General features: G+C 47.4%; 24 protein-coding genes. All 24 read right to left on the bottom strand.

Annotated features, from left to right (window positions below):
• Positions 1-6 precede the first annotated feature (6 nt).
• Entirely contained in the window at positions 7-654 is a 648-nt protein-coding gene (locus OM95_RS00785; protein WP_041869261.1) for a hypothetical protein, read from the bottom strand.
• Positions 651-1,715, bottom strand: coding sequence for a glutamine-hydrolyzing carbamoyl-phosphate synthase small subunit (gene carA / locus OM95_RS00780; RefSeq protein WP_041869259.1), 1,065 nt, complete (start codon positions 1,713-1,715; stop codon positions 651-653). The genes OM95_RS00785 and carA overlap by 4 nt, the downstream gene beginning before the upstream one ends.
• Positions 1,715-2,620, bottom strand: coding sequence for an aspartate carbamoyltransferase catalytic subunit (locus OM95_RS00775; RefSeq protein ID WP_041869257.1), 906 nt, complete (start codon positions 2,618-2,620; stop codon positions 1,715-1,717). Before OM95_RS00775 ends, carA begins: the two co-directional genes overlap by 1 nt.
• A gap of 35 nt (positions 2,621-2,655) precedes the next feature.
• On the bottom strand, positions 2,656-3,333 hold the full coding sequence (gene lepB / locus OM95_RS00770) for a signal peptidase I (protein ID WP_041869255.1): 678 nt from the start codon (positions 3,331-3,333) through the stop codon (positions 2,656-2,658).
• A gap of 41 nt (positions 3,334-3,374) precedes the next feature.
• On the bottom strand, positions 3,375-4,079 hold the full coding sequence (gene lepB, locus OM95_RS00765) for a signal peptidase I (protein ID WP_041869253.1): 705 nt from the start codon (positions 4,077-4,079) through the stop codon (positions 3,375-3,377).
• 3 nt (positions 4,080-4,082) lie between these two features.
• Positions 4,083-4,850 carry a signal peptidase I gene (gene lepB, locus OM95_RS00760; RefSeq protein ID WP_041869251.1) on the bottom strand — a complete coding sequence of 256 codons (768 nt, stop codon included), beginning with the start codon at positions 4,848-4,850 and terminating at the stop codon, positions 4,083-4,085.
• A 9-nt stretch (positions 4,851-4,859) separates the two neighbouring features.
• Positions 4,860-6,659 (bottom strand): translation elongation factor 4, encoded by a 1,800-nt coding sequence (gene lepA, locus OM95_RS00755; protein WP_041869249.1) that lies wholly within the window; start codon positions 6,657-6,659, stop codon positions 4,860-4,862.
• Positions 6,660-6,777: 118 nt separating this feature from the next.
• Positions 6,778-7,941, bottom strand: coding sequence for a methionine adenosyltransferase (gene metK / locus OM95_RS00750; protein WP_041869293.1), 1,164 nt, complete (start codon positions 7,939-7,941; stop codon positions 6,778-6,780).
• A gap of 131 nt (positions 7,942-8,072) precedes the next feature.
• Positions 8,073-8,681 carry a hypothetical protein gene (locus OM95_RS00745; protein WP_041869247.1) on the bottom strand — a complete coding sequence of 203 codons (609 nt, stop codon included), beginning with the start codon at positions 8,679-8,681 and terminating at the stop codon, positions 8,073-8,075.
• A 97-nt stretch (positions 8,682-8,778) separates the two neighbouring features.
• Positions 8,779-9,129 carry a ribosome-associated translation inhibitor RaiA gene (gene raiA / locus OM95_RS00740; RefSeq protein WP_041869246.1) on the bottom strand — a complete coding sequence of 117 codons (351 nt, stop codon included), beginning with the start codon at positions 9,127-9,129 and terminating at the stop codon, positions 8,779-8,781.
• A gap of 85 nt (positions 9,130-9,214) precedes the next feature.
• Positions 9,215-9,712: a hypothetical protein gene (locus OM95_RS00735; protein ID WP_291515402.1), complete on the bottom strand. Its 498-nt coding sequence runs from the start codon at positions 9,710-9,712 to the stop codon at positions 9,215-9,217.
• A gap of 147 nt (positions 9,713-9,859) precedes the next feature.
• The gene (locus OM95_RS00730) at positions 9,860-10,426 is read right to left on the bottom strand and encodes a 5'-methylthioadenosine/S-adenosylhomocysteine nucleosidase (RefSeq protein ID WP_041869290.1); all 567 of its coding nucleotides are present in this window, start codon (positions 10,424-10,426) and stop codon (positions 9,860-9,862) included.
• Positions 10,422-10,919: an adenine phosphoribosyltransferase gene (locus tag OM95_RS00725; RefSeq protein WP_041869245.1), complete on the bottom strand. Its 498-nt coding sequence runs from the start codon at positions 10,917-10,919 to the stop codon at positions 10,422-10,424. The genes OM95_RS00730 and OM95_RS00725 overlap by 5 nt, the downstream gene beginning before the upstream one ends.
• 71 nt (positions 10,920-10,990) lie before the next feature.
• The gene (locus OM95_RS00720) at positions 10,991-11,209 is read right to left on the bottom strand and encodes a hypothetical protein (RefSeq protein ID WP_041869243.1); all 219 of its coding nucleotides are present in this window, start codon (positions 11,207-11,209) and stop codon (positions 10,991-10,993) included.
• Between the two features lie 48 nt (positions 11,210-11,257).
• The gene (rpoN, locus tag OM95_RS00715) at positions 11,258-12,688 is read right to left on the bottom strand and encodes an RNA polymerase factor sigma-54 (protein ID WP_041869240.1); all 1,431 of its coding nucleotides are present in this window, start codon (positions 12,686-12,688) and stop codon (positions 11,258-11,260) included.
• A 41-nt stretch (positions 12,689-12,729) separates the two neighbouring features.
• Positions 12,730-13,452: an LPS export ABC transporter ATP-binding protein gene (gene lptB, locus OM95_RS00710; RefSeq protein ID WP_041869238.1), complete on the bottom strand. Its 723-nt coding sequence runs from the start codon at positions 13,450-13,452 to the stop codon at positions 12,730-12,732.
• A complete protein-coding gene (lptC, locus tag OM95_RS00705) occupies positions 13,449-14,474 on the bottom strand; it encodes an LPS export ABC transporter periplasmic protein LptC (RefSeq protein ID WP_041869236.1) in 1,026 nt (341 codons plus the stop codon). Before lptC ends, lptB begins: the two co-directional genes overlap by 4 nt.
• 22 nt (positions 14,475-14,496) lie before the next feature.
• Entirely contained in the window at positions 14,497-15,087 is a 591-nt protein-coding gene (locus OM95_RS00700) for a biopolymer transporter ExbD (RefSeq protein ID WP_041869233.1), read from the bottom strand.
• Positions 15,087-15,563, bottom strand: coding sequence for a biopolymer transporter ExbD (locus tag OM95_RS00695; protein ID WP_041869231.1), 477 nt, complete (start codon positions 15,561-15,563; stop codon positions 15,087-15,089). The genes OM95_RS00700 and OM95_RS00695 overlap by 1 nt, the downstream gene beginning before the upstream one ends.
• Positions 15,564-15,582: 19 nt before the next feature.
• Positions 15,583-16,248 carry a MotA/TolQ/ExbB proton channel family protein gene (locus OM95_RS00690; RefSeq protein WP_291515400.1) on the bottom strand — a complete coding sequence of 222 codons (666 nt, stop codon included), beginning with the start codon at positions 16,246-16,248 and terminating at the stop codon, positions 15,583-15,585.
• A 49-nt stretch (positions 16,249-16,297) separates the two neighbouring features.
• Entirely contained in the window at positions 16,298-18,397 is a 2,100-nt protein-coding gene (locus tag OM95_RS00685) for an AgmX/PglI C-terminal domain-containing protein (RefSeq protein ID WP_041869227.1), read from the bottom strand.
• Entirely contained in the window at positions 18,394-18,702 is a 309-nt protein-coding gene (locus OM95_RS00680; RefSeq protein ID WP_291515399.1) for a hypothetical protein, read from the bottom strand. The genes OM95_RS00685 and OM95_RS00680 overlap by 4 nt, the downstream gene beginning before the upstream one ends.
• 15 nt (positions 18,703-18,717) lie before the next feature.
• Positions 18,718-19,575, bottom strand: a complete 858-nt coding sequence (locus OM95_RS00675; protein WP_041869221.1) for a tetratricopeptide repeat protein — start codon at positions 19,573-19,575, stop codon at positions 18,718-18,720.
• A 1-nt stretch (position 19,576) separates the two neighbouring features.
• Positions 19,577-22,021 (bottom strand): tetratricopeptide repeat protein (locus OM95_RS00670; RefSeq protein WP_041869219.1); only part of this gene is annotated, 2,445 nt, incomplete at its 5' end.

Below are 22,021 nucleotides of genomic sequence, written 5' to 3'. Positions count from 1 at the left end.
CCCCTTTTAAATGCCTAATTTCCCCTCATTGGAGTAAATCATTTCAGGCCTTACATGTTTGTACTGTTCAAATTTATAACGCATTTTAATCAAACGAAGCATCAACACATCCGGATCCAAATCAGGATCCTTACGATGGCGTTTTACTTCGCTGAGAATAAACTTCTTCGCACTTTCCGGATGAAAACAGAAGCCGCGGGCGAAAACATAAGAATCCCCTTGCGGAATCAGACGCACCTCGAAAAGTTCATCCGGATCAAAGCCGAAAACATAAGACGACTGTTTTACGATCAGCTTTTTATTCGCCAAAAGATCTTTGATATAGACGTCGCCGTTTTTGATTTTAATAAACTCAAAAATAGAATGACGGTGCTGCTTTAAAATCTCTAAAGTCTTCAGTTCATCATCTGAAAAACGCAGCTCGCGCACCAGCAAACAAGCGTCCAAAGGAGTTTGACCAAAACCTTTGAGCTCGCGCGTGAAAAAATACCAATCATAAAACTGAGCCATACGGGATTCGTAGTGCTCTGAGTTTTCATCCAGAGTTCCGGCATTATCGAAGAACTCTTTTTTAGCCATGACTAATTCATCTTTGAAAGAGTCGCCGACAAAGTGATTCAGAATTTTTTCAATCAGTTTTTCGTAGTCGTTCATATCATCCGCTCAATAAAGAAACTAAACAGCCCGGACGCTTCATGCGGCCCCGGACAACTTTCAGGGTGATATTGTATTCCTAAATACTTCTTCTTTTCACTATAAAAACCTGCCACAGTGCCATCATTTAGGTTTGTGTGCGTGACCTGTGCGTCCGCAGGCAAACTGCTGGCTTCCACAGCATATCCGTGATTCTGACTGCTCATGTAAATCTGATTAAGCAGGGTGTCGCGAATAGGATGATTGCTGCCACGATGGCCGAACTTCAATTTATAAGTTTTAGCACCTAAAGCGAGCCCCAAAATCTGATGCCCCATGCAGATTCCAAAAACAGGTTTTACCCCGATCAATTCTCGCACGGTGCCCACTGCCATTTTGACATCTGACGGGTCGCCTGGACCGTTTGTCAGCATAATACCGTCGGGATTGTAATCCATGATTTCCTGGACGGCAGAACGACTGTTGAAAATACGAATTTCCGAACAACGCTTTTGCAGTTCGCGCAAAATATTTTCTTTGCTGCCAAAATCCAAAACTGCGATGCGCGGTCCGACCATGTTGTCTCCGCGACGGGTTTCGGGCTGTTTACGGGAGGCGAGATAAACCCAGTCTTTATCCATTTTCTTCTTTTCCGCAATCAAGACGTCGGCCTTTTGGCGCGCGTCCGTTTCAGAGGCGGCCTGAACCAGAGCGCCCCACGGAGTTCCCCCTTGGCGCAAACGCAGAACCAAGTTACGGGTGTCAATTTCAGTTAAGAGAGGAATTTTGTTTTCTGTAAGCCTTTTTTTCCAAGCCTGATCTCGTTCCGTGTCTTGAATCTCCAGACAGATAAATCCTTCGATCCAAAGACGATTGGATTCCCACACGTCGTCTTCAACACCGTAGTTGCCCTGCATGGGGGCCGTCATCACCACGATTTGCGCGAAATAGGAAGGGTCCGTCGCAATTTCCTCGTAACCGGAATGAGAGGTATTGAACACGACTTCACCGGCGCGATCTTCTCCACCATGCCAAAGGCCCGTGTAAACTTCACCACTTTCTAGTACGAGATAACCCTTCATTATTTTCCCTCCGTCACCGTGGCATACACGATGGCTTGACGAATTAATACGCCATTTGAAACCTGATCCAAAACCTGACAGCGCGGATCGTGCAAAACATCCGTATCCAGCTCGGTTCCCTGATTGATCGGCCCTGGATGCAAGATCAAGGCTTTCTCTGATAAAAACTGCAAGTTCGCCTTGGTAAATCCATAGTGCTGCCGGTAGTCCGTCAAAGAATATTTCGTCGCGTGACGCTCAAGTTGCACTCGCAAGGCCATCGCCGCCGTCGCCCAAGAGAGCCCTTCGCGCAACGAAGAGAATACTTTGCAGGAAGCTGTTTCAGGTAAAAATTCCGCCGGTCCGCAAAGCGCCACTTCATAACCCAGTTTTTCAGCCAGTTCAAAATGCGAGGAAGCCACACGACTGTGCCGAACATCCCCCACAATCAGAAGTTTTTGTCCTGCGCACGTTCCCAGATGTTTACGAAGAGTGTAAGCATCCAACAAGGCCTGGGTCGGATGACCTTTTTTACCCCAACCCGCGTTGAGGATCGGCGCCTGAACTTTTTTTGCAAGGTCTTCCAGATCTAAATCATCTCCACAACGAATCACCAAGAAAGAAGGCTTCATCGCATCGACGTTCAGCACGGTGTCTTCGTATGTTTCACCTTTTTCAAGACTGGTTCCTGATTTTCCATCCAGGCGCAGAGGATAAATCCCCCAACGCGCACAAGCGGTCTCGAAACTCATGCGGGTGCGCGTGCTTGCCTCAAAAAACAAAAGGGCTCCGGTTTTTCCGAAGCCCTCAACGTTCAACGCCTTGTCAGAGGCAGCAATTCTGTCTGCCACAGAGAATAGAGAATCGATTTTTGTTTTTTCAAGGGAACGAAGATCAAGAATGGATTTATTATTTCTAGATGACATCTAGAACCCAAGCCTATGGCTCGGGTTTCGAGATGTCAATACACCGTGGAAAAAACTCTTTGCCAACGCACTGAAGGATAGCGATCTCCACCCCATTTGTGCTGCCAATCCAGCGAGAGCCAAATAAACACAACTCGGCCAATCACTTGTGGCATGGGCACTGTGCCCCAATAGCGCGAGTCGTCACTTGCGTCCCGATTGTCTCCGAGCAAAAAAACCTCTCCGGGAGGAACGACTAAAGGACCAAAATCCTTTTCTTCAGGCTGTTTTTGGAAAATCACTTTCCAAGTTTTATCGCCAGTCGCTTCGTCGAAGATGTCAAAGAGCTCGGGATTGGGATTATCGCCGGGAATTTCTTCGGCCTTTTGATAAACAAGAGGCTCATCGTTCAGAACCAAACGACTCTTTACAATCTGCACACGATCGCCCGGTAAACCCACGACACGCTTAACATAGGTGACGCCGGGCTGATTGGGATAAGTAAAAACCACTAAGTCCCCACGCTCGGGCAATGAAGCACCCCACCGCTGTTGCGAGAATGGAATAGGAAAACCATAGGAGATTCGTGAAGAAAAAATAAAATCGCCAGGCTTTAGCGTCGGCTGCATGGAACCCGTTGGCACTTTATAAGCCGTCACCAAAAAACTGCGCACAAATAAGGCACAGACAACAGCTAAAATCAAAGTGGTCAAATACTCACGCCAACGGCTCATTCTTAAATGCTACCTAATGAATGCAGGGCCGCAAAGGTTTTTTATTGGAGTTTTTGGAAAAGACGATTGAAGCGAATTTGTGACGGATCACAGACAAACGTCATCGTCGGCAAGGTGCTTTCACAGGACAACCAGATCATCCAGGCCTTTCCAACAATGTAGTCATTTTTCACGAAGCCCCAGAAACGCGAGTCACTGGACTGATCACGATTGTCGCCCATGAAAAAGTACTGATTTTCAGGCACTGTGAAGACTTGCACTTCGCTGGTGTTTCTTTCATAGAGAAAGCGCACGGTGTGCGTATGCGTACCCAAAGTTTCGTGAAAATAAGAAAAACCTTTTTCGTTATCTGGCCGCTCTACCGGCTGCAAAGGAAGTTCTTCACCGTTCAGTGTGATCCGACCGCTTTGAACTTCCACATTGTCACCGGGAACGCCAATCAAGCGTTTGATGTAATAGACTTCAGGATTTTCCGGATACTTAAAAACAACGATGTCCCCACGCTGGGGTTGCGCCCACTGGAAAAGCCATTTATCGCTAAAGGGAACATGCAGACCATAAGAGAACTTTTTTACCAGAATATGATCGTGCACCAAAAGATTCGGGATCATACTTCCCGAGGGAATTACAAAAGGTTCGATCAAAGCCCAACGCAATCCCATCACCAGCAGAATAGGAAAAAGGAACGTTAGAATCGCCTGATTCCACGTTCCTTTTAAATTGCGGGTTTCGTCGTTATTGACCATCAACTAGTTAACAGAGTGAAAGAAACGTCCCCAGCGGATCGTCAAAGGATTGCACAGGAAGGGCAATGCCGGAATCGTTTCTTCACAAGAAAGCCATACAAACATGGCGCGACCTAGGATGTTTTGCTTCGGCAAGAAACCCCACACGCGGCCATCGGACGAGTTCATGCGATTGTCCCCCATAACAAATAAATGATCAGGAGGAACCGTCACCGGCCCAAAGGTTTCGTAGATATCGCCTTTACGAAGAAGAATTGCATGGTTTTTTCCACCCGGCAGATCTTCCGTAAACTCGACGTAATTTTCTTTACTATCATTGATGTTGCCGTCGCGTTGAAAGTCCGCATCACGCAACCAATTGAAGTCGTCCATGTTCGCGGGAACTTTTTTATCAACAGGTTTATCGTTGATGTAAAGGGTCCCGTTTTCATAATAAATCTTGTCGCCAGATTCGCCCACAATACGCTTGATGAAAAAGGTGCTCATGTCTTTTGGGTACTTAAAGACAATCACTTCACCACGCGCGGGCTCATTGAATTTCACCAGCCAGTTTTCACTGAAAGGAACGCGCAAACCGTAGGTCAGCTTATTCACGAAGATATGATCATGAATCAAAAGAGACGGAAGCATTGAGCCGGAAGGAATCACATAAGCTTCGATAAATCCCCAGCGGATGAAAAGTGCGATGAAGACGGCGAGGAAAAGAGATCCCCAACCTTCAGTCCAAAAATACTTCGTACGCCAGTTCCAGCCGTTCTTGTTGTTCGTCATGCTGTCTCCTTAGTCTTCAACCTTGAGGATTGCCAGGAAGGCTTCTTGAGGGACTTCCACGTGGCCGATGGCCTTCATGCGTTTTTTACCCTCTTTCTGCTTCTCCAAAAGCTTACGCTTACGAGAAATATCACCACCATAACACTTCGCGGTCACGTCTTTTCTGATCGCACCCAAAGTTTCACGGGCAATAATTTTAGCACCGATAGCCGCCTGAATCGCCACTTGATACTGCTGGCGGGGGATAAGTTCTTTCATCTTCTCGGCCAAAAGGCGTCCGCGGTTCTGTGCCTTTGAGCGGTGAACAATCAGAGAAAGAGCATCAATAGCTTCACCATTGATAAGAATATCCAGTTTTACCAGGTCCGATTCCTCAAAACCGATGAACTCGTATTCCAAAGAAGCATATCCTTTGGAGATGGATTTAAGACGATCGTAAAAATCCATCACCATTTCATTCATCGGTAACTTGTACTCGATGATGACTTTTTTGTCGGTGACGTACTCCATCTTCAGCTGAATACCACGCTTGTCCTCGCACAGCTTTAAAATACCACCGATATAATCCGTGGGCGTATGCAAAGTCACTTTTACATAAGGTTCTTCAAACTTCGTAATCTGTGTTTCCACCGGCATCCCGGAGGGATTTTCCAGCATCAGCTCGGTGCCATCGGTCTTCGTGATTCGATAAACAACCGTCGGAGCTGTCGTAATCAGATCGAGATTGAATTCACGCTCCAAACGCTCTTGCACGATTTCCATGTGAAGCAGTCCGAGGAATCCGCAACGGTAGCCGAAGCCCAGCGCCGCAGACTTTTCAACTTCGAATGTCAAAGAGGAATCGTTCAGGCACAGCTTGTCCAAAGCGTCCTTCAAGTTTTCATATTCAGAAGCAACGACCGGAAAAATACCCGCAAAAACCATCGGCTTGATTCTTTGGAAACCAGCCAGAGGTTCTGTCGCAGGATTTTTGGCCGAAGTGACGGTATCACCGACTTGAACGTCACGAATGTCTTTGATGCCGCAGATGATAAAGCCCACTTCGCCAGCTTCCAAGGTGTCTTGCATCGCCGGAAAGGGTTTGTATTTACCCATGCGCAACACTTCGTAATCGCGATCCGTCGCCATGAATTTGATTTTGTCGCCTTTTTTAATCACGCCATCCATCACGCGCACCAAAACGACAACACCTTGATAAGCATCAAACCATGAGTCAAAGATCAAAGCTCGAGGCGTCAAATTACGATCGGCCTTCGGCGGAGGAACTTTCTCGACAATGGCTTCCAGGATATCGGTGATTCCGATTTTTTCCTTTGCGGATGCATGAATGATCCCTGTGCAATCCAAGCCCACAGTGTCTTCAATCTGTTTTGCAACACCTTCCGGGTCTGCGGAAGGCAGATCAATTTTATTCAGAACAGGAATGATTTCCAGATTGTTTTCGATGGCCAGATAAACGTTGGCCAAAGTTTGCGCTTCCACGCCCTGTGCGGCATCGACAACCAGGATCGCCCCTTCGCAGGCCGCCAAAGAGCGCGACACTTCATAAGAAAAATCCACGTGCCCCGGTGTATCGATAAGATTGATCTGATACATGTTGCCATCTTTGGATTTGAAATCCAAACACACCGTTTGCGCTTTGATCGTGATACCACGTTCACGCTCAAGCTCCATGTTATCCAAGAACTGATCCTTCTTTTCTCGATCAGAGAGAGCTCCCGTCGCAGAAAGCAACCCGTCTGCCAACGTAGATTTACCGTGGTCGATATGAGCAATGATTGAGAAATTTCGTATAAACTTAGGATCCATTGAGCCTCTTTTTCGTGCGCCCATTATATAAAAGAAGCGCCGAGTTGCTAGAAACAACTCGGCGCAATGATTAAGCTTTTTTTTAGTCAGGACAGGGTGTTTCCCGGCACAAGACTGATTACTTTAAAGTCGCTACAGCTTCTTTCAATTGGTCCACTTTGTTTAGTTTTTCCCAAGTGAAAGAGTCTTCATTGCGGCCGAAGTGACCGTAAGCAGCCGTTTTGCTGTAAATTGGACGTAATAGATCCAATTCCTTCGTAATTCTTGCCGGGCGAAGGTCAAAAACCTTACGAACCGCTTGTTCAAGAACCTCAGGTCCCACTTTGCTTGTTCCGTAATCATTAACAGTGATGCTTACCGGCTCTGCCACGCCGATCGCGTAGGCTACTTGCACCAAACATCTGTCAGCCAAACCGGCTCCCACGATGTTCTTAGCAATATGACGAGATGCGTAAGCTGCAGAACGGTCCACTTTCGAAGGATCTTTTCCAGAGAAAGCGCCACCACCGTGAGCACCGTGACCACCATAGGTGTCCACGATGATCTTACGACCGGTCAAACCAGCGTCTCCCATCGGGCCACCTGTAACGAAACGGCCTGTTGGGTTGATGAAGAATTTCGTTTTGGCATCAAGCCAGTTTCCTGGGATGGACTTTTTAATCAATTCTTCCGTGATAAACTCTTTGATTGTCGCGTTGGAAACGCTTTCAGAGTGTTGAGTAGAGATCACGACAGCGTCGATACGCTTTGCAACACCGTTTTCGTACTGCACAGTTACTTGAGATTTTGCATCAGGACGCAACCAGTCGACACGACCTTCTTTACGAAGCTGAGCAAGATCCTTCACAAGTTTATGAGACATAGCAATTGAAAGAGGCATCAATTCCGGAGTTTCATTTACGGCATAACCGAACATCAAACCCTGGTCGCCAGCACCTTGATCGTCAGACAATGTCTCTTTAACACCGACGGCGATATCTGGAGATTGCTGTCCTACGGCGATCATGACGCCACAAGTTTTATAGTCAAAACCTTTGTCAGAGTGGTCATAGCCAATACGCTTAATAACATCACGAGCCACTTCAGAGAAGTTTACTTTCGCTGACGTTGTGATTTCACCGCCAACAACAACCAAACCTGTTGTCAGGAGAGTTTCGCAGGCAACACGGCCCTTGGGATCTTGATCCAAGATCGCATCCAAGATGCCATCGGAAATTTGGTCTGCCATTTTATCGGGATGCCCCTCAGATACGGATTCACTCGTAAAAAGGTAATTTTTCACTGCTTTCGTTTCCTCATTAGGAAAGTTGTTTAATGAGCTCGGCATGGAGCCTTGAAAAAGTATACTCCAAACCATCCTGAATACCCTACGCATTCAGCGAACGGCCAAACTAGCAAACGACTCAAAAGGGGTCAAGAACCCTTGGGTTTATGATAGTAAAAATAGCTCAGCTCCAGGAAAAACAAGGTGAAACCACCCACCAGACCGATAAGCCCCAAACCAATCATAAACTGAGTTAAAGTTCGACCGAGCTCGGAAAGCGTGGACTCTGGAACCCAGCCCGCCTCTTGCAGGAAAAACATCCCGACATAAGCAGTGGCTGAGATCAGCGTCCACAAAGCGGCATGCGCCCGATTGGTCAAAAGGCCGACAATCAGGGGCAAAACAGCAAACCAAATGAGCGTGGGAGCGTAAAAGCCGCCCGTAAAAAAGGAAAAAGAAAACTGAAATGCCATCCCGGCGACGACCATATTGTAGGCCGCGACCGTCATCGAACGACTGAGCCGATACACCACAGGCGATAAAAGATGAATTGTGGAACAGATTACGCCGATCATCCCCAGGGTTCTTCCCTGAACAAAAAAAATGGATATGAACGAATACGTCCACATCAAGAGTCCCGTAATGAGCGTAATCAAAACCAGCAACCGAGATTTATAGCGAATCGTCATGCTGTCGTCAGCTACAGCTGCGGAAAAAAGAAAGCTTCCCCAATAACCTTGAGAATCGTGCGTCGTCATAAATTGTCCAAAACGTGCCAGAAAATAAAAAAACAGGGTGGCCTTTGCGCCACCCTGTTTGTTGTTCCATAAAATTTCGTTTATATCTTAAAAAATATCAAGCTGCTTTTTTAAAGCGAATGGCCTGATCCAAACGTCCTTCTTTAGAAAGCTCCGGCTTTTTGTGATTCTTGTACTGCTTGCTGGTTTTCAAGAATTGTTTTTCCAGTTTCTCAGCCGCGGCATCCACCGCACCGTAAACGTCCGCACCATAAGCGGAGGCTTTAAAATATTTTTCGCGGGTATTTATGGAAACTTCAACACAGAATTCATTTTTTGTTTTAGAGAAATAAATATTGCCATAGCCTTCTCTAAGCAAAAAGCGACCGATTTCCTCCATACGTTCCTCGGTATAATTCACAAGTGCGTCGGAGTGATCAAGGTGCTTAAATGTGTAGTTGAGTTTCATGGGTTTCTTCTCCTTATTGGCTGCTTATTCAGCTCTTAGTTCTTTATCGGCCTTACCCGACCAAAGATGAGCCTTATTTTGAGACTCATTTGGATTTATTTTTGGTTAATCGGCAGTGCTTAAAAATTTCGAGGTGTTCTCTATTATTTAAATATCGACTGACCGGGGCCATATGATCATAAGCCGCCCGACAACGCCCCTGATCCGCCTCAATACGCGCATCGAAATAAGAATCTCGAAGCGCGGCAGGCAGCCGATCCACGTGGGTTGGATTTAGTTTTCCGTCTTTTAACTTTTTTTGATACTCAGCCAGCGCTCCCCGCGCTTTTCTTTGCAACTGTTCAATATCCGCATAGCGCGGAGGAATCGGCCGACGAATTTTTTCCGAAGCTTCCAGGGCCCCCTCAAAATTGCCGGCGGCAAAATACTGATGAGCTTTCGCATAGAATTGCGCGACTTCTTGGTGATCTTGTTCTGGCACTTTATTTTTAAAGGGATGGGCGATATAGCCTAAACTTAAACCGGCAAAAGCGACCAGGGATAAAACTCCCCATTGTGCGAAGGAAGAATGCGGAAATCTCATGCTGAACTTATCGGAAGACCCCGACCAAAGATGAGTAAATTCGTGTCTCAGGTCGAGACGGCTCGCTTTTTTTAACCGCGGAGAGGAAGGGCAGAAATGGAAAGGCTGAAGCCCCGATTTAACGAAGCTTCAGCCAAGGTTCGGCGACTAAAGCGTCACCATTTTTTTATAATACTCTAAAAGTTTCTTCGCCCCGTGGACGAGATTCTCTTGCCAGTCGTTGTGAGCATTATGATCGGCTCCGTCTGTAATGTACTTAAGCGAAATAAGTTGAACTCCCATTTTGCGACACACTTTTGCCAGTGCGTAGCCTTCCATATCAACGAGATCGCAAGAAACTTTCGGAGTTCCTGTTTCAAAACTATCACCTGTTCCGCAAATCCCCTTGGAAAGCTCGTTAAAATAAGGGATCAGCTCTATCGCCGCTGGAAGTGGATCAAAGGGAGTTTCGCCGACTTTGAATCCCAAAGGGGAAATATCCATGTCTCTTTGCACGAACGCCGAAACTTCGACCAGATCATGCGTTTTAAATTTAGAACTTCCCGCCGTTCCCAGATTGATCATCACCTTGCATTTGGTTTTATGAATGACATCCATGGCGGTTGCCGCCGCGTTCACCTTGCCAATGCCGGTATAGAAAATTTGAAATTTTTCTTTTTCGAAAAAACCTTGGGATTCCCCAGGCAAAGCCATCACCAAAGCGACATCATTAATATTGAACAAGGGAATGCACCTCTTTGTTATTAAATTTCATCTTATTCAGAAAAGTCAGATTCACCAGGACCGCGACCGCTTTCACGTCGTAGCCCGCCAGTTTGCTTAAATCAATCGCCGCCTGCAAGGTTCCGCCAGTCGCCAAAACGTCATCAATAATCATGATCCGAGAATTTCCTAAAGGCAGTTCAATTTCGGCCGAGCCATATTCCAAAGCATAAGAAAGCTTCAAAGTCGGTGGTGGCAATTTCCCCGCCTTACGAATCGGCAGAAAACCTTTCTTATGAGTCGCCGCCATATGCGCCGCCAGAATAAAACCCCGCGATTCAATTCCCGCAAAATAATCAATCTGCGAAAGATCCACATCCTTCACCAAATTACGAGATACAAAGTCCATCGCCTCGGCATTTTGCAAAAGAGGCGACATATCCCGAAAAAGAATTCCCTCTTTGGGAAAATTAGGCACATCACGAATCAAACTCTTCAAATCCACGGCATTCTCCTAGCAGAAAAGAAAACGACCCAAAACCCATATCTTAGATACAGAACCCTGTCGAGTAAAGTTTAGCCAAAGCCCATCAGCAAAGATCCAGCCCAAAAAAAATAGAAGATGAATTTCTTATTCCAAAACGAAGTAAAATCTTTTTTACCGAGAAACAAAGTTTGCTTGAAGAGGGGCTGGGTATAGCTCCATCGCAGAGCGGCCTTAGCCGGCGCCACGATGGCGCGAACCGCGCAAAGCGCGGCGGTGACCGAGCCAGGAAGGCGTGCCGCTCGAAGCATGGAGCTATACCCAGCCCCTCTTCAAGCAAACGAGCACTCCGATAATAACTAGAAGTACTTCTTCCGCTGAGAAGAAGGAAGAATCTTAAGCATGTCGCGGTACTTCGCCACCGTACGACGAGCAATCTGAATCCCCTCCACTTTCAAAAGATCCACAATCTTCTGATCCGAAAGCGGGTTCTTGGGGTCTTCCTTCACCACCAGGTCTTTGATTTTGATCTTCACCGACTCGGATGCCAAAGCATCCCCGTCCGAAGAACTGATCCCGGAGTTGAAGAAATATTTCAGTTCGTAAATACCTTGGGGCGTGTGCACGTACTTGGCCGTCGTCACCCGACTGACTGTCGACTCATGCATGCCGATGTCATTGGCGATATCGCGCAAAACCATCGGTTTTAAATACTCGGAACCTTTTTCAAAGAACTCGCGTTGATGCTTCACAATGGATTCCGCCACCTTGTAAATCGTCCGCTGTCTTTGATGAATCGACTTGATCAGCCATACTGCGGAACGCAGCTTATCCTGGATGTAGTCTTGAGTTTTATCACCAGTGGTCTTGCCACCTTTAAGCATATTTTTATAGAAATTTGAAATTTTCAGACGCGGCAAACCGTCTTCATTCAAAGACACCACATAGTCGTCGCCGACTTTGTAAACGTACACATCCGGGGTCACGTAGTGTGTATCGCTGCTGACGAAAGCGCGACCCGGCTTCGGATCCATCGCGTAGATGATTTTACACATCTCGATAACGTCTTCGACGTCCCGACTTAAAGCTTTCGCGATGGCTTCATAATTCTTCTTTTCAAGATCCTTCAGGTGATTGTTAATCAGGCTGACTAGATCATGGGTGTCTTCTTCCAGGTGTTTGGCCTGAATCAACAGACATTCTTTCAAATCACGAGCGCCGACGCCCGGAGGATCGAATTCGTGGATCAGGGTCAAAGTATCTTCCAACAGACCCAAATCAATTTTTTCCTCTTCGGCAATCTGCTCCAACGGAATTTTGATATAACCTTCGTCGTCGATTGCGCCGATCAAGGCATCCGCCGCCTGTTCCTCTTCTTCGGAAAAGCCGTTCATTTTTACTTGCCAATAAAGATGATCATGCAAAGTCTGAGACGCCGTGATGACGTTCTCATAGTTCATGATTTCTTCAGAGCCCGCCATGCCTGACTGAGGAGGTTTTTGGTTGGCTTCGATATAGGATTCCCACTCGAACTCATCTTGTTTTTGCGGGTCCTGGACGTTGTGGTCGGGAGACTCGGAGTGCTCCACTTCAGTTGCAGCTTCTTTCGTGCGCTGAAGATCTTCTTCCTTGAGGGTTTCTGCTTCTTCAAGAATAGGATTTTCTTCCAGCTCAGAACGAACCGCAGACTCCAACTCCATACGCGACATCTGCAAAAGCTTGATGGCCTGTTGCAGCTGCGGAGTAATCACCAGAGACTGGCTCAGGTTCATGGTCTGTCTGAGAGCCATTAAGAGTATCCTTTCGTGCGCACTAAGGTGCGGCTATAGAATTATAACTTAAAGTTTTCCCCAAGATAGAATTTACGAGCTATTTCAGAATTTGCGATTTCATCAGAACTTCCGCTAACCTGAATCTTCCCGTCCTTCAGTATATAAGCATAATCGCAAATACCTAAAGTCTCACGCACGTTATGATCCGTGATCAGAACTCCTATACCTTTGGCCTTAAGATCGCGGATGATATTCTGAATGTCGGCGACCGCAATGGGGTCGATCCCGGCGAAGGGCTCATCCAGAAGAAGAAACTTCGGCGACCCCGCCAAAGCTCGGGCAATTTCCACACGACGGCGCTCACCACCCGACAAAGCATAACCATAGCTGTCGCGAATATGGCCGACATGGAAGTCGCCAATCAACTGCTCCAGTTTTTCGGAACGTTGGGCGCCCGAATACCCGTGCGCCTCTAAAGCGACGATGATGTTTTCGGCCACCGTGAGTTTTCTGAAAATGCTGGGTTCCTGCGCCAGATAACTAAGCCCCACCCGCGCGCGACGATACATGGGTTCCTTGGAAATATTCACTTCGTCGATGTTGATAGTTCCAGAGTCTGACTGAATCAACCCAACAACCATATAAAACGAAGTCGTTTTACCGGCGCCATTAGGTCCAAGAAGCCCTACGACCTGGCCAGATTCCACGGAAAAAGAAACGCCATCAACGACCTTGCGTTTTTTGAAGGATTTCGAGATGTCTTTGATGGTGAGCATACTCATTGTTCTTTGTTCTCCACTCGGGCCCGGACCCGTTCTACTTTAACCTTTTTTCCGCCCTCAAGAAAGATGATTTCCTCGCCCGTCAGCTCATCGTTATTTTGAATGACCTTAGGGCGGCCCTTAAAGGTGTATTTATCAGCTAAGAGGTCCAGATTCACGCTTTCTGATGTCGCAAATTTATCCACGTCACTTACCCGCACGCCCCCCGTCACGGCCACGGACCCCAAAAAGTTGGAAGCACGATCATAGAGGAATGAGGCGGCCGGCCCTTCAAGTTTCATATTGTCGTAGTTCATGCGCACCTTGCCGAAAAACTTGGCCTCGTTATTCTTGCCACTGAATTCAGCACCATCAGCCACGATATCGAACTTTTTGCCATCCTTAAGAGGCTTTTCCGCACTGACTTGATCTTGAATCAACATTTTCGATTGATCGACGAGGACCTTCATACGACGACCTTTTAAGTTCATGCCGCCGCCCGAATTATCATTGGGTCCCTGCATGGCAACATCTTCGGGGCTTTCGATCTGTCGGGTTTTCGAAGAGTAAAAGATCGAAGGGGTTTTAAAAACATAGCCGTTTTCAGAGCGGGTCACGACATTGCCTTCGACACTCAGATCTTTGGTTTTATCATTAATCGTCCCGGTATCTCCGGTCACCGTGAATTCCACCTTCTCGTTGTTATAAAAAAGGACTCGGACTTGGCGAAGCTTCCACGTTCCGGCCGTCTGACTGCCCTCTGCGGAAATCGCGAACAGTTCCCAATCACGGGTGCCTTGCTGACTTTCAACAAGGTGCACGCCCTGCATCTTTTGTTCGGTCAGGTTGCTGGGTTGTTCCGGGGGTTTTTCACCGCGGCTGATGGCCTCGGCCTGTTCCTTGGCGAGTTGTTCTTGCGCTTCGACGCGCTTTCGAACAGCGGCCTCGTCTTCATGTTCTAGGTGATTGGGGAAAATAATCAGAATCTCAACAAACAGAATGATGAGAAGAGCCGCAAATATGAGATTCTTAAATTTCGCCATATTTGCGCATCATATCGGAACTTTAATTGGAAGTCGATTCTTGAGGCTGTTTAGTCACTGCGAAATTAATTTCGCCAGCACCCGCCTCTGTCACCGTGTACAACACCTTCTTAACAGTTAGGAAATCGACGCCCTTGTCGGCCTGGATCGTCACTTTACTCCAAGCATTAGGGTCTTCTTCAACTTCGCCTCGTGTCGTTTCGACAACGTCCCGAATTTTGTTTTGAAGTTTGCTTTCCTGTTCGGCTTTGGACTTTGCCAACGCCTCTTGCAGAGTTTCTTTCAATTTTTGAATATTCCAGTCTTCTGCGGCCTGAACTTCCTCGAAAGTCGCGACTGTGTCTTTATCCAAAAGAATCTCTTTGTTGGAGATCGTCACCACGTGAGCGGGCTTTAATTCTCGCACACTGGAAGCCTTAGGCAAAACGACTTCTTTAGGAATATAAAGAATTTCGCCCGTGGCATTGTAGTTCTGCAAAAGAAAGATTACGAGAACCGTGAACATGTCCACCATTGCCGTCAAAGACAGCAACGCTGTGACGTCACGCTTCCCCTTACGTTTGCTAAGAATATTGTGATAACGGTGTCTTTCACCCGGTCTGAAGATGGCCATTACTGAGGCCCTCCCGTTGCGACAGAAATTGCTGAAAAGCCCGCGCTTAAGCAATTGTCCATCGCCTTAATAAGCTGTTCATAAGGAATCGCATCCGCAACGCTCACCACTGCATCCACTTTTTCAGGATAAAGCTGTTTCACGCGTTGCAATTGCGCGACAAGGCCCGCATCGTCAAACTGTTCATTCACCATGGGCAGACTGATCACTTGTCTTCCAACAGTTAAGACATAACCGCCCTCTTTCACGTCCACCTTCAAAACCACATCGGCATTAGGAGGAGGCGTCGGATTGGGCTGCGTATCTGATTTTTTCCCGTAAAGTGAACTGCCAATCTGAATCATAGACACTTGAGTCCATACGGCCGTGATCAAGAGGAACGTGATCAGCACGCTCATCAAGTCGATGAAAGGCACGAGATTCAACTCGATATTCTTTTTTCTGCCGCTGGATTCGCCACTATCTATGTGAGCCATTGAAAACCTCTAAGATGACTTAGTCTTTAATCTTTTCTCTATTCGCTACGACCAGATTCAAAAGACTCATGCTGGTTTCAACAACTTCGTTTTCTGTTCTTTGAATACGATGCTGGAATAATCCGTAAGCCACGATAGAAATGATCGCCACCAAAAGACCGAATGCCGTACAATTCAAGGCATGCGAGATACCTTTTGAAAGCTCTAAAGCTTTGGTCGCTGGGTCCGCCGCAGCCACCGCGCGGAATGAACCGATCATACCGATGATTGTACCAAGAAGACCCGCCAGAACGGCGACGTTACCAAAAACGGCGAGGAATGATGTCCAACCTTCGACTTTCGGCATCTCTCTCATCACCGCCGCGTCCATGGCTACTTGCACTTCTTCGTCAGGACGTTTGTTCATCGCTTGCACAAGACCCGCTTTCACCGTGTTCGTCAGCGGTGCGGGACGAGCATCACAGTAGGAAATTGCCTGGCGCAGGTCGCCGGCTACAACCATACGGAAAATCTGATCAGTGAATTCTTTTTTATCCACCGAAAGGTTTTTTAGTTTCATCAATCTTTCTACGATCACAAAAATCGCCAAGATGGCAATGACTGCGATTACGTACATGACGAAGCCACCCTCAGCGAAAGCACGCTGGATGAAATTCATGTTGTCTGCTGTTACTGTTGGGTTCACGGGGACTCCTCCTTAAAAAATCTTATCCGACATTGTCGGTTTAAAAAACTTAGTTACTTGCTGGGTTCAATACGAACGGATACGCCTGCACTTCAGCCACAAGGCCTGGTGGCGGCTCCGGGAATGTCCAGCTTGCCAAACGATCACGGATGCAATTTTCAACTTGAGTGTTACCTAAAGTTGAACTTTTCACTTTCACATTACGCGCCTGCCCCTGGGCGATAATTTCCCAAGACAAGACGATTTTTCCTTCAAGACGGCGGCCTTTTTCCAGTGTATTCAAGGCGCGCTCATAACAACTTTGCAGTTCGTGCTTCTTCGCGCGAATCACTCGGCGAATAGCCTCTTTGTCGATGGTTCCGTCAAAAGACTCTTCAAAACCACCGCCCTCGATCGCCACTGTCGTTTTGCTTCCGAAGCCATCACTGGCCCCATAAGCGGCCTGACCCGACCCACGACCTTTGGTGCCAATATTGGCAATACCCTGAGTCGCCGTTCCTTTGCCGCCAGCACCGGCATCTTTGAATCGCGAACCAAGATCATCTCCGGCACGGTCTTCGTTAAAGCCCGCCGTTCCCGTCGCTTTGTCGGCCATACCTAAAACTTCACCGGCACCCGAATAAGCTTTGTCGATATTTGCACGACTTCCACCACCACCAAAGGCGCTGAAAAGTCCGACCTTAGAAAGATCTTTATTCGAGGATTGCGCGTTGGCCCCAGCCGTGTTGCCCGTCTTGATCGCGCCACCTTGACGAGTCGAGGTGAATTTTTTCGTACGATCTTTGGCATTTGGTTTCGGTGCCACTTCACTAGCACGAGCCGCCTGTTGAGCTTGTTGAGCCTTCTGGCCCGTCTGCCCTTTTTTCTGCGCCTCCTTCGTTTGATCCGAAACCACCACTTTTTGTGGCGTCGGAGAAGGTGTTGGTGTTGGCGTCGGAGCCGGAGGAGGCGTCGGTGGCGGCGGAGTTGGAACCGGTGTCGCCGCTGGAGGAGGATTATTAAATATCACTTGCGCGATACGCTGAACTTCCTCTTGCTTGTTTTCCTGCCAGTCTTTTGGAATTGTCGCAGAGATGTATAGGGCCAATAAAGCCACCATCACAATGGACATCACCACGCCCGTCATTTCCGAGCCCGTCAACATCAATGGCGGCAACATGGGAACAATCGGAGCTTGCGGTACAAAACGAATATAGATACAGATGTTACCACCTGGCAAAGTCACGCATAACATTTCGTTCTGATCGACACGAACATTGTACCCTTGACCACCACGTTGGGCTTTTCCGTTACGAGCTAAATCTTCGACAGGTTGAATACCCGCCGACGAAACCAGCTCAACGCCCATCTCGGCCGTTGTATTTACCTTCAGGCCGCCAGCCATATCCAAAAGAGGATAGTTGCGAGGGACCAGTCCATCGGGAAGAGAAATCGAGTGATCGCCCCCCGCATTTACACGAATCGTTTTATTTCCTTTAAAGTGGTACGTCGTCAGAACACGTTCTTTCCACGTCACCAGAACTTCAACAGTATTGCCTTTGCCCGGTTTCAAGTGATTACGCAGATCGTGAATCTCGCTGGGCGGAGCAAAGGTTTTTGATTTCTTCAATTTTTTATAGGAGACCCGTTCACGGCGAATTTCTGGCTTAACAGGGGCGGCCGTGATAACAGGTTTTTCTTCCATTTTCGGCGCGTCCACGGGAATGACTGGTGGAGCCACCTTGATCTCTTCTGTCTTTACCACAGCGGCGGGCGGCATCGGAGCCACTTCGGGCTTTTTCGGTTCTGTTGGTGCGACAGGTATAACCGGCGTAGCCGCGGCACTTTGTCCCGGAGTCACCTTAGGTTTAGGAACACCCACAAAGAAGGCAATTTTAAAAGGACCGACTTCAATTTCGTCACCGGAACTAACCGCTTCATCTAGGACGGCTTGGCCATTCTTGAAGGTTCCGGAAAAAGAGCCTAGATCACAGACGTAGTAGCCGCTGTCGCGCAACTCGATCAGACAGTGAATCGGAGACACTCCGTCCCCGTCTAAGTCCAAATGCACTTCGGCGTTATGACCGATCACGATCTGATCCTGGTCAAACTGCTTAACGCCTACGAGCTGATTGTTTTTGAAAATTCTGAATATTAAAGGCGCTCTCAATTACCACCCCGAACCCGCTGAATATCTTCTGTTGTACGTCTCATCTCGGGTAAAAAATTTTCTCTAAGCTTGATCAATCTCTTGTAGTTAAAATTCTTCTTTTGGAAGAGATAAAAAAGATCCGGCTTTTGCGTGGAACCTTCGATCAATTCATCTTCGAAGTTCAACGTTGCCTTTCTTTCTTTTTTAACTGTCGTTGTCGTGGTTGTTGTGGTGGCCGTACGACTGGATGATTGGGCAAAGCTCACGTCAAAAGCCAAGATCATTGCCACCATTACAGTAAGTTGTTTAACCAATCGCAACATAGTTTCCACCTTCATCTATTTTAAACCAGCTTTCGCCTTATTTTCCAAAGCAATAATTTTATTACGAGTCTCCGAGGGTCCACCTACAAACTTTAGTCTGTTAATGACGTCCAGTCCCTCTTGATACTTGCCCATATTTTCTACTAACAGTGTTGCATAATTATAGAGTGTTTCTTTGTTGTTGCCGTTATCTTTCAAAATCTGCGAATACAAATCTGCCGCTTTTTCATATTTACGATGGGCCGTCAAAGCTATCGCGTAGTTATTCAAAACACGAGGATCACGCACCCCGCGCTTGTAGGCCGTTTCCAAAACGACTTGAGCTTTGCCATAGTCCTTTTCCTGAACATAGATCGCACCTAAGTTGGCCGCGGCTACCGCTTCTTCATTATTAATATCCAAAGCTTTTCGGAAAGATTTGATGGCTTCTCTTCTTTCACCCTGTGCAAGTTGTACAATACCCAGGTTTGAATAGAGTTCTGCCATCTTTGGACTTGCCGCAATCGCCTTGGAAAGCAGATAGCGACAAAGATCAAAGCGACCGCGTTTGTAGTGATACATCGCGAGTGCATTCAAGGCTTTGGCATCATTCGGTGACTGCGTCAGAATTTGCGTAGCCGCTTGATAAATCTTTTCATCGCTTTGGGCTTTAATAGCTTCATTCAATGCCGCGTATTGCGAAGGTGTCGTCGGCACTTGGGGACGGACTGGTTCTTCGGCAATTGGTGCCGGCTTAGGCTCCTCTTTTTGCGCCACCGGCGCGTCCATCACCGTGGGGCGAGAATCCGCTGCCTCCGTCTTACTCTCTTTTTTTGAAGAGGATGAACAGCCGGCCAAAATAAGCAATGTCAGTAGTAGTCCTAGCTTTTTCATTCTATTGCCCCATCCAGTTTACCAGGCGGATGTCTGATCCGATCTCACCACCGTTATAGTAAGTTTTCGGATCGAGTTTATTCATGTATTCATAGGCCGTTTTAAAGCCGTCGTTATAAACCTCAAGTTCCCAACCGCGTTCCACGGCAAGCTTGAAGCCCTCTTTCGCTTTGGTGTTGAACGGCTCTGCGAATTTTTCGACACCGGCTTTGTACTGCTTGGTCTCCTCCGCGTTCAACCCCGGCGGCAAAGGCGCATTAAGTATCGCCTGTGCCAGGTTCAGATTCGCTTCCCCTAGAACACTTAAGGCACTGACGATTTCTTCGGCACTGTCGTATTTAATAACGTCTGCCAGTTCCCCAGTTAACTTCGTCAACAGAGCCACTTTTTTGTCGGCAGCAGCTTTCTGTTTGTTGGGATCCGCAGGGAAAGTAACTGCTTTTAGATCCTTGAAGGTCTGTTGTGCTTCAGCGAATTTGATTTTCGCCGCCCATGAGGCCCCCGCACCTTTTTTATTAGGAGCAAATCTTTTCTGAATCGCCAGAGTTTTCTGTCTCCATTCGTCGGCCTTAGTTTTCGCGCGTGATCTCTCGGACAGTTCACTGACCCAGTAAGCGCTTTCCACAACTTTTTCCTGATCGCGTCCGCCGCCTTCAACATACTCTGTATAACGAGCTACAGCCGCTCCGATTTGTCCGGCTTTGCGGTGAATCTGCGCCATACTAAATACCGCTTCAATATTGTCAGCGTGTTTTTTATTCACTTTGGTGAATTCCGTGTAAGCGCGAATCGCTTCATCGGATTTACCCAAAGCTTCATACAATACGGCCGCGTTGAAAATCAGATTTGGTGTCAACGGGTCCGCTGGGTTTTCTTGAGCGGATTGTTTATAGAGCTTCGCAGCCTCTTCAAATTGGGCGGAATCCTGATACTGTTTTGCTAACAAACGTCGCGCCTTTGGCTTGAGCTTATCCGCTGAAGGATCTTTAGAATCCAAAACACCTTGATAAGATTCGATCGCCGGGCCATTCATACCCGCACGCTCGAAGTTCACACCGGCATTAAATAAAGCCGTCGTTGCCAAAGATGATTTTGGGTTTTGTTTTGCAAATGCCTGGTACACCTGGGCACTGTCCGCATACTTCTTCTCAAGCTCCAAGTCCTGCCCACGCTTAAAAGAGGCTTTCTCCAGAACACCGCGGATGTCCGCGCCCGCCTTGGAAGAGGCGATGGAAGGCACCGCCAAGAGTTCGGCCCCGGTTTTTTCCAAACCGACGTAATCCTTCTTCAGATTGTAGATATCCAAAAGAAGGTTGGCGGAATATTCTGCATACTTCGTGTTCGGATGCTGTTGCACGATTTCGCGGAAGTGTTTGGTCGCTTCATCAAAGTGATTGCTTTGATAGTAAAGACGGCCAATACGGAACTTGATCTCCGCAGCCTTTTCAGTGCCCGGGAACTTTTCGATATACCATTGACCGGCTTTGATAAAACGGTCCACTTTCGGCTCTAAAGGAACCGGATCCAACGATGTGCCGACGCGTTTTTGCATTTCCTGATCCGAAGGAATACTGCGTTCAACCGCCAGAATCAGATTCTGTGCTGATTTGCCATAGAACTTGCTTTGCGGGGCATTGTCCACAACCCATTTATACTGGATCGCCGATTCGTCATACTTCTGCATATCATAAAGAAGTTCACCGTAGTAGAAGTGCATATCCCCTGCCGAAGCAGAATCCGGGAATTCGCGTAAATACAACTGGTAACCTTCATTGGCCAAAGATTGCGAGTAAGGAGCCCGAGAGTTTTGCGCCGTCTGATGCTGTTGCAAAACGTAGTTACGAAGCGTCGTTTCGCGAAGCTTGTAAGAATTTTCGATCAGCTCCTTGTTGTTCTTATTGGCTGCGTACCACGTGCCATTGGCATCGTAGTCTTTCACCCAGCCATAAAGCTCTGTTTTAAAGCGAGACGTGTTCTTCGCGTAGTAGTAGTTCTGAACAATTTGATATTGGTATTCGAAGGCCTTGGGAGCTGTCGGATTCTGTGAAATCAAAAGTTTAAAGACGTCTCTGGAGGCGTCTTTATTACCACGATCAGAGTACTGATAAGCCAGACGCTCTAGGTAAGGCAAATATTCGTTGCCTACGAGGTTTTTAAAATACGAAGCGGCTTTGCCAGGATCTCCGCCTTCAGCATAGAAGATCACGATATCGCGCAAGGCCTCGCCTTCAAGGCGAGTGCGGTTGACGGTACGACGACCCGCCAATTGTTCGCCGGTTTCGGCTTTACCGCTTTTAATAATAAACTCTAGGTAATTCATGGCCTGTTGCACTTTTCCAATACGGAAAAGACACCAAGCTCCCTTATACAGAGCGAAGGTGTGCAAACGATGCCTTTTTTCTTTGATCAGATAAGCATACTCTTTATAGGCTTTCGCCCCTTTTTC

The organism is Bdellovibrio sp. ArHS (assembly GCF_000786105.1).
Lineage (GTDB): Bacteria > Bdellovibrionota > Bdellovibrionia > Bdellovibrionales > Bdellovibrionaceae > Bdellovibrio.
The sequence above is the reverse complement of the archived record's forward strand: the minus strand, read 5'-3'. Positions and strand labels throughout refer to the sequence as shown.

Bases quoted from the DNA above. Each gene is read 5' to 3' on its own strand.
- lptB (WP_041869238.1), bottom strand. From the start codon at position 13,452: ATGAGTATGCTCACCATCAAAGACATCTCGAAATCCTTCAAAAAACGC.
- OM95_RS00720 (WP_041869243.1), bottom strand. From the start codon at position 11,209: ATGCTTCGAGCGGCACGCCTTCCTGGCTCGGTCACCGCCGCGCTTTGC.
- lptC (WP_041869236.1), bottom strand. From the start codon at position 14,474: ATGGCGAAATTTAAGAATCTCATATTTGCGGCTCTTCTCATCATTCTG.
- OM95_RS00695 (WP_041869231.1), bottom strand. From the start codon at position 15,563: ATGGCTCACATAGATAGTGGCGAATCCAGCGGCAGAAAAAAGAATATC.
- OM95_RS00745 (WP_041869247.1), bottom strand. From the start codon at position 8,681: ATGACGACGCACGATTCTCAAGGTTATTGGGGAAGCTTTCTTTTTTCC.
- OM95_RS00735 (WP_291515402.1), bottom strand. From the start codon at position 9,712: ATGAGATTTCCGCATTCTTCCTTCGCACAATGGGGAGTTTTATCCCTG.
- OM95_RS00680 (WP_291515399.1), bottom strand. From the start codon at position 18,702: ATGTTGCGATTGGTTAAACAACTTACTGTAATGGTGGCAATGATCTTG.
- lepB (WP_041869251.1), bottom strand. From the start codon at position 4,850: ATGACGAACAACAAGAACGGCTGGAACTGGCGTACGAAGTATTTTTGG.
- lepA (WP_041869249.1), bottom strand. From the start codon at position 6,659: ATGGATCCTAAGTTTATACGAAATTTCTCAATCATTGCTCATATCGAC.
- OM95_RS00785 (WP_041869261.1), bottom strand. From the start codon at position 654: ATGAACGACTACGAAAAACTGATTGAAAAAATTCTGAATCACTTTGTC.
- rpoN (WP_041869240.1), bottom strand. From the start codon at position 12,688: ATGGCTCTCAGACAGACCATGAACCTGAGCCAGTCTCTGGTGATTACT.
- carA (WP_041869259.1), bottom strand. From the start codon at position 1,715: ATGAAGGGTTATCTCGTACTAGAAAGTGGTGAAGTTTACACGGGCCTT.
- OM95_RS00700 (WP_041869233.1), bottom strand. From the start codon at position 15,087: ATGGCCATCTTCAGACCGGGTGAAAGACACCGTTATCACAATATTCTT.
- lepB (WP_041869255.1), bottom strand. From the start codon at position 3,333: ATGAGCCGTTGGCGTGAGTATTTGACCACTTTGATTTTAGCTGTTGTC.
- OM95_RS00775 (WP_041869257.1), bottom strand. From the start codon at position 2,620: ATGTCATCTAGAAATAATAAATCCATTCTTGATCTTCGTTCCCTTGAA.
- raiA (WP_041869246.1), bottom strand. From the start codon at position 9,129: ATGAAACTCAACTACACATTTAAGCACCTTGATCACTCCGACGCACTT.
- lepB (WP_041869253.1), bottom strand. From the start codon at position 4,079: ATGGTCAATAACGACGAAACCCGCAATTTAAAAGGAACGTGGAATCAG.
- OM95_RS00675 (WP_041869221.1), bottom strand. From the start codon at position 19,575: ATGAAAAAGCTAGGACTACTACTGACATTGCTTATTTTGGCCGGCTGT.